A 6,344-nucleotide genomic window follows, 5' to 3' on the forward strand; every position below is an offset into this window, starting at 1 on the left:
AAAGGTTAATTAATTCAATAGTTTCTTTGCTACCTTTACATTTGCTTAACTCAATGTTTTCCTGAACTGCTTATTTTTACTTAATTCAACGCTTTTTTAAGCACCTTAACATTTTCTTCCATTAAGCTTACATAAGTTACGCCATTCTTAAACTGATTAAAGGTAACATTGTGGCATGAATTAAACTGGTATTTCTTAGTTCCCGTATCATCGCAAATAGTATCTGCCATAGCAGTACTACTTAGTTCCAAATAAAAAATTCCTTTCACATCTGCCGCCTTAACCTTGTCAATTAAAAAAGCTACTGTTTTAGCACTAGGTTCAGTATCTCCACTACAGCCGGCAAAAGCTGCATAATATTTAAGACCATATTCTTTGGCAAAATATTTCAGTGGAAATTTATCTGCAAAAATTATTTCCTTATGCTTGGCACCGGCAACAACTTCTCTAAATTCCTTATCTATTTTTTCAATCTTCTTAATGTAAGCTTTCGTATTATTCTGAAATTCAGCTTTATGCTCCGGCACTAGCTTGCATATTTCATCAGAAATCGCCTGAACAAGCAAAGCTGCCTGAACAGGTGAAGTCCAAATATGCTCGTCATATTCCTCGCTATGTTCATCTTCGCTGTGTTCATCTTCATCATGATTAGCTCCGTTATCTTCGCTGTGGTTATGCTCCTCTTCACTATGAGAATGTTCATCATGATCATGCTCATTTACAGCAAAAACTCCTTCACTTTCTTCCTCTGTTAAAAGCTTGTGGTCATCTATATAGTCCATCATTCGCATCGCTGTCTGATTCTTGTTGTCAAGAGATTTAAGCACCTCTTCCACCCAGTTTTCTATTGAGCCACCGTTATAAATAAACAAATCCGCCTTATTAATTGCCACAACATCTTTTGGCGTAGGTTCAAAAGAATGGTCGTCCTGCCCCGGTGAAACCAAAAGTTCCAAATCAATATCTTTGACATCTCCGATTACGGCTCTTGCAAAGTCATAATACGGAAACAATGTAGTCATTATTGTTAACTTGGTATTCTTTTTGTTTTCTTTAGTATTAGTTGTGGTGTTGCAACCAACCATAGATACCATCAAAACAAAAATCAAAGCCACGTCCACGATTTTTTTTACTAACTTCATATATGCTCCTTCTTGATTTTCATACAATTTAGTTTTCCCCATCCTTCATACAGCACTTGTCGCACTTACCATAAAACACTGTCTTTCTTGGATTAATATTAAAATGATGGTCAGCATTCACATGATTATATAACTCTGCCAAATAATGACATGACATCTTCGTAACCTGTCCACACTTCTCACATTCAATATAGAAGCAATCCTGATTTTTGCCCTCTTCTACATACTGATAACAGGCTCCCTGCTGCTTCTCCACATTAATCCTTGCAACAATGCCATCCTTTTCCATTTTGTCCAAGTGTCGGTAAATGGTCGTCAGCCCTACAGCACAACCTTTATCTTTTAAATATTTTTCTATATCTGTAACTGTTACGTATTCTTTTTCCTGTAATTTCAAGCAATCTAAAATAGCAGATTGTTGTTTTGTTTTATATTTTCCTGCCATATTAACACTCCTTTACCAATTTGAAAACTATTTTCATTTTAGCCTCTTTATTTTACTCTTGAGTCTATAAAAAGTCAATGAATTTGAAAAAGATTTTCATTTTGTATTTTGATTTATATTGTAATATAATATTGTTATATTTTACGAAAGGACAATAATACTAAAAATAGTATTCTAGGACAACAACTATGAAATTTGTAAGGTTAAGTTCAAATTTTCCTGTTACTAAAGTGGAAAATAATTTGAAAAAAGCTAATTATTACAAAGATGGCGATGAAGCTTATACCATATGGGATGTGGGTGATTTTGATAAAAACCAGTTAGGAATCCATTTATCCTACAACAGTGATAAGAAAAAAATTGTTGCATATCATGAAGATGGCGTAGAGCACAAAAACTTTTTTGCACCAATTACAGAAGTTTTTACAGGAAAGATTGTAGAAAAGGATGGCAAAACATCTGTTAAAGGAGTTATTCGTATGTCTCCTATTTTTAATATTACTATTATTCTTTGCTACATTGCCATCATCGGTTTATTTATCGGTCTTAAAGACCAACGTGCCAATATAGCAGTCATTGCTTGCGTATTTGTCGTTTATTTTATGTATGCCAAAAAAGCTTACAGAGACAACATGACAAAAATAGCAATGTTTTTAGGTTCCATTACAACCGGTACTCAAAAAATCAAAAAGGCAAACCCTAACAAGAAAAAAGGTAAATGGGCCGGCAAGCATTATTAGAAAAAATTTATCTTTGATTTTTTTCAAATTCAAATAAAGCCCCGATGGTTAGATTAAAAATCCAACTAACGGGGTTTTATATTTCCAAATCTTTGTTTCTCAGCACTCACGCAATTTTTACTAAGCATTAAAGAGCTTAAAGGAGCAGATATTTTTCAATTGCCTGCACACAACCATCATGGTCACAGTCTTCAACTACTACATCTGCTATTTTTTTCACATTGTCATTAGCATTTCCCATTGCCACTGAGAGGCCGGCTCTTTTTAAAACATCTAAATCATTATCAGCATCGCCTACAGCAATTGCTTCATCTATTGATATGCCAAGATGCTCGCACAATTTCTGCAATCCCAAGCCTTTTGTTGTATTCTTAGCTGAAACTTCAAGGGAAGTTGTCTCTGCATTTGCTAACACAACGTCCAACCCTTCTATGGCTTTTCTTGTTTCTTCTCTGTCTTCACTACTTGTATGGTAAAGATTCAGTTTTGCAACCGGTTGTTTATTGTCATTGTAAAAATCAAGCATATTCTCTACTTTCACCGCCACTTCATTGAACATTGGCTTGTATATTCCCATGTGGAAATCTTCCATATGCTCATAATCTTTTTTCTGAACAATGGATTCTTTTGTAATCATATGTGGCATAATGTCTTTATCCTTAATGTAATTTAAAATTTCGTCCATTATCTCAACTGAAATTTCATTTGCATAAATATATTTCTTTTCTTTTATGTCATAGACAAATGCTCCACTTGTCATAACCATATATCTCATTCTTGGAATTAATTCTATATACTCTTCCAGTTCAGCTAACGCTCTACCTGTACATAAAATAACTTCTTTTCCCCCATCAAAAGCCTTATTGATTGCATCTAAAGTTTCTTTTCGTACTTTCTTTTGTGAGTTAAGAAGCGTGCCGTCCATATCAAAGGCTATCATTTTATATTTACTCATAATTGTTTGCTCCTTTCTGTACATTCTTTTATAATTATACAATTTTATCACAGATTTTAGCAACAAATTATTCCTCTAAAAAGCCCGATATAAGTAGCTCATTTTCACTTATAACAGTGAAAAATCCTTAAGATTAAATACTTCTTATAAATGAAACATTAATCCTAAGGATTTTTAATTTAAGTTCTTTTTTAAATTCTATTTTAATTTTCGTTATAAAACTTTGTTTTAGATTCTGTTTTGAATCTTATTCCAAAATTAATTTTTTTGAAGTTTAATTTATTTAGCATTTCGATTATTTTACGTGCTCGTAAATATCGTCTGTTAATTTCTTAATAATTCTTTCAACTTCTGCAACTGCATCGTCCATTGGTGTCTTCTGCTTGTCAATCTGCTTATCTCTTGTTGAGATTTCAACAGCATTTTCTTTTAAGTTACGTGGGCTGACAACAACTCTTACAGGTACGCCAAGTAAATCTGCATCAGCGAACATTGCACCAGGTCTTGCTTTTCTATCATCATAGATTACTTCAATTCCCTTGTTCTGTAATGTTTCATATAACTTATCAGCGTATTCTTTACATTCAGCATCATCTGAACGTAAGCAGCAAAGGTGAACCTGCCATGGGGCAATTGTAATTGGCCAAATTGGACCGTAATCATCATGTCTTACTTCACAAATTGAAGCTGCCATACGACCTACACCAATTCCATAACATCCCATAATAGGATATTTTTCTTCACCATTTTCATCTGTATATTTGAAATTCATTGCCTTTGAATACTTTGTTCCCAGCTGGAAAATATTACCAACTTCAATACCTCTTGAAATTGTAATTGTGTGCTTGCCACATTCAGGACAAGTTCCACCTTCTGTAATTTTTGCAAGGTCTAAATATTCAACTTCACCATAATCTCTTTCAATGTTAAATCCAACATAATGCTTATCAACTTTGTTTGCACCTGTTGCAAAATTATCAACACCATTTAATGAATTGTCAAATAAAACTGTAATCTTATCTGATAAACCAACAGGTCCGATAAATCCAGCAGTTAATTCACAATCTGCTGTGATTTCAGCAGGGTGAATGTCACATCCCAATGCATTAACCAATTTTGTTTCGTTAATATCTAAATCTCCACGAATAAATGCAACAATGTAGCTGTCATCTTCATTTCTCTGATATACAACTGCTTTACATGTATTTTCAGCAGGAATATTTAAGAATTCACATAAATCTTCAATAGTTCCCACACCCGGTGTCTCAACTTCTCTCATTTCTTCTTTTGGAAGCTTGTTTTCGTTATGAACGATACTTGGTGCTGCTTCAACATTGGCACTGTATCCACATTCAGGACAAATAGCAATTGAATCTTCACCAGCTGGTGTTAATAACATATATTCATGTGAAAGGCTACCACCCATCATACCTGAATCTGAAGCTACAACAGCTACTTCAGGAATACCACATCTTGCAAAAATTCTGTTATATGCATCATAGCACTTCTGATAATACTGTTCCAAATCTTCCTGTGATGTATGGAATGAATAAGCATCCTTCATTGTAAATTCACGTACACGAATAAGTCCTGCACGAGGTCTTGCTTCATCTCTAAACTTTGTCTGAATCTGGTAAATCATAAATGGATATTTTGCATAACTGTTGGCATATTCTCTTACTAACTGAACTGATGCCTCTTCATGAGTCATACCAAGAACCATCTTGCTTCCTGTTCTGTCTGTGAATCTTAACAATTCTGAGCCGACGCTTTCATATCTTCCTGACTCTTCCCAAAGTGAACCTGGAAGTGCAACAGGGAACAAAACTTCCTGTCCGTCAATTTTGTCCATTTCATCTCTGATAATTGCCTCTATTTTCTGTGAAATTCTTTTCATCGGCGGGAACTGTGAGTAAATACCGTTTGCTACGTTTTTAATATATCCTCCTCTAACCATTAATGCATGACTGTCAATTAAGCAGCCCGCAGGTCTTTCCTTAAATCTGTCTCCCACTAATTTTGATAATTTCATCTTTTTTCTCCTAACAATAAAATTTGGTTAGCAGACATAAGCCCACTAACCAAATAATTTTAATATATATTACCTAAAAAATCAACATTACTATGTATTATTCTGATACCATTCCAATTAATTTTTTTTGTAATACTGAAATCAACTTATCCCATCTTACCAGTTTCTTAATTAAGTCAATTACAATGGCAACTACCAATGATACCACTAATAATACGCCTACAATTAAAACAGGATATTTGAAGCTGTATGTAAAGTCGTAATACCAGCATACCCTAATGAAATTATGAATTAAAAATATATTCATTGAGTATACTCCTAGGAACTTCAGCACTCTCCCAACAACAGGTATTGGATTGATGAATTCAAACATAAATCCAATTAGTGTTATTGTCATTAAACCTTCAAATACGCTTAAAATAGTTGTACCAAGCATTTCTTTTCTGTAATACCAAATTGCCACCAATAAAATTATGTAAACTAAAAACTTTATTATCTTTCCAACAAACTTATTATTTGTTAGAGAAAATTCTTTCATTTTAACTAACAAATTTTTATCAGATGCCAGAATTCCCACTGCAATACATACTATGTATACAGGAAGATATGCGTATGTTTTATTAGATGGCGTATCCACAGGGAACAGCATTGACACCATAATTGATAATGCAAGAACTGTCACTGTTCCAAATTTTCTATATACCATTATCATTAGTGGAATAATAAATACTATTATTTGCGCTAATGACATATACCAAAAAGTTGCAAGGAATGTTGGTGTATGGAAAAACTGCGCAAGTCCAAACATATCTATTCCAAAATATAAAAGGCTCATGGCACCTTCGCCATAATTCTTCACATACCAACCCTGACCTGTAATTACCGAATATAGCTGAACCAAAAGGAAAACAAAAATAAAGCCTCCCATCATGTACCGACCCCCAAAAGTTAGACCTAAAAATCTAACGATTGGAGGTCGGTATTTTTATGGCAAAATACAGTTATGAATTCAAAAAGCAGGTTGTTGAAG

At 33.8% G+C, this 6,344-nt stretch carries 6 protein-coding genes; 1 reads left to right on the forward strand and 5 read right to left on the reverse strand.

Going from position 1 to position 6,344, the window contains the following annotated elements; all coding sequences use genetic code 11:
* Window positions 1-80: 80 nt before the first annotated feature.
* Together ACZM4J_RS08255 and ACZM4J_RS08260 are read right to left on the reverse strand one after the other, a co-directional pair.
* A complete protein-coding gene (locus tag ACZM4J_RS08255; RefSeq protein WP_022165857.1) occupies window positions 81-1,142 on the reverse strand; it encodes a metal ABC transporter solute-binding protein, Zn/Mn family in 1,062 nt (353 codons plus the stop codon).
* Between the two features lie 28 nt (window positions 1,143-1,170).
* Entirely contained in the window at window positions 1,171-1,587 is a 417-nt protein-coding gene (locus ACZM4J_RS08260; RefSeq protein WP_428244920.1) for a Fur family transcriptional regulator, read from the reverse strand.
* Window positions 1,588-1,775: 188 nt separating this feature from the next.
* Here ACZM4J_RS08260 and ACZM4J_RS08265 point away from each other — a divergent pair, with 188 nt between their 5' ends.
* The gene (locus tag ACZM4J_RS08265; RefSeq protein ID WP_022165855.1) at window positions 1,776-2,327 is read left to right on the forward strand and encodes a hypothetical protein; all 552 of its coding nucleotides are present in this window, start codon (window positions 1,776-1,778) and stop codon (window positions 2,325-2,327) included.
* A gap of 136 nt (window positions 2,328-2,463) precedes the next feature.
* Here the strand turns inward: ACZM4J_RS08265 and ACZM4J_RS08270 are convergent, their stop codons facing one another.
* The 3 genes from ACZM4J_RS08270 to ACZM4J_RS08280 all read right to left on the reverse strand — a co-directional run bounded on the left by ACZM4J_RS08270 (window position 2,464) and on the right by ACZM4J_RS08280 (window position 6,245).
* Window positions 2,464-3,282, reverse strand: coding sequence for a Cof-type HAD-IIB family hydrolase (locus ACZM4J_RS08270; protein WP_489485963.1), 819 nt, complete (start codon window positions 3,280-3,282; stop codon window positions 2,464-2,466).
* 295 nt (window positions 3,283-3,577) lie between these two features.
* On the reverse strand, window positions 3,578-5,314 hold the full coding sequence (locus ACZM4J_RS08275) for a proline--tRNA ligase (protein ID WP_022165853.1): 1,737 nt from the start codon (window positions 5,312-5,314) through the stop codon (window positions 3,578-3,580).
* A 97-nt stretch (window positions 5,315-5,411) separates the two neighbouring features.
* The gene (locus tag ACZM4J_RS08280) at window positions 5,412-6,245 is read right to left on the reverse strand and encodes a hypothetical protein (RefSeq protein WP_489485965.1); all 834 of its coding nucleotides are present in this window, start codon (window positions 6,243-6,245) and stop codon (window positions 5,412-5,414) included.
* Window positions 6,246-6,344: the final 99 nt, after the last annotated feature.

The organism is Eubacterium sp., assembly GCF_057858645.1.

Coding starts and splice junctions, on each gene's coding strand:
- ACZM4J_RS08255 (WP_022165857.1), bottom strand. CDS start 1,142: ATGAAGTTAGTAAAAAAAATCGTGGACGTGGCTTTGATTTTTGTTTTG.
- ACZM4J_RS08260 (WP_428244920.1), bottom strand. CDS start 1,587: ATGGCAGGAAAATATAAAACAAAACAACAATCTGCTATTTTAGATTGC.
- ACZM4J_RS08265 (WP_022165855.1), top strand. CDS start 1,776: ATGAAATTTGTAAGGTTAAGTTCAAATTTTCCTGTTACTAAAGTGGAA.
- ACZM4J_RS08270 (WP_489485963.1), bottom strand. CDS start 3,282: ATGAGTAAATATAAAATGATAGCCTTTGATATGGACGGCACGCTTCTT.
- ACZM4J_RS08275 (WP_022165853.1), bottom strand. CDS start 5,314: ATGAAATTATCAAAATTAGTGGGAGACAGATTTAAGGAAAGACCTGCG.
- ACZM4J_RS08280 (WP_489485965.1), bottom strand. CDS start 6,245: ATGATGGGAGGCTTTATTTTTGTTTTCCTTTTGGTTCAGCTATATTCG.